The 410-nt window shown below is 58.3% G+C and carries 1 rRNA gene; it reads left to right on the top strand.

Annotated elements, in window-relative coordinates:
• Positions 1 to 410 (top strand): 23S ribosomal RNA (locus ACMX2H_RS18990); the annotation flags it as partial.

The following is a 410-nucleotide window of genomic DNA, read 5'->3' as shown; positions in this document are numbered from 1 at the left end:
CCCCCCCCCCCCCCCCCCCCCCCCCCCCCCCCCCCCCCCCCCAAAAAAACCCACCCCCCCCCCCCAGATTAACGCAAGTGTGACTGGAGTTCAGACGGGTGCTCTTCCGGTCGAGCGGAGGAAAAGAAACTAACAAGGATTCCCTTAGTAGCGGCGAGCGAAACGGGAATAGCCCAACTTGAAAATCTCCATTGGAGAATTGTAGTCTATAGAAGTGCCCTCTGTAGCGGCATGGCCCTAAGTTCCCTGGAAAGGGACGTCAGAGAGGGTGAGAACCCCGTCGGGCCTCGCTTAGCTACCTCACGAGGTGCTTTCCACGAGTCGGGTTGCTTGGGAATGCAGCCCTAAGTGGGTGGTAAATCCCATCTAAGGCTAAATACTGGCGAGAGACCGATAGCGAACAAGTACCG

This window comes from Arthrobacter sulfonylureivorans, from assembly GCF_047607445.1.
In the GTDB taxonomy this organism is placed as follows: domain Bacteria; phylum Actinomycetota; class Actinomycetes; order Actinomycetales; family Micrococcaceae; genus Crystallibacter; species Crystallibacter sulfonylureivorans_A.
The sequence above is the reverse complement of the archived record's forward strand: the minus strand, read 5'-3'. Positions and strand labels throughout refer to the sequence as shown.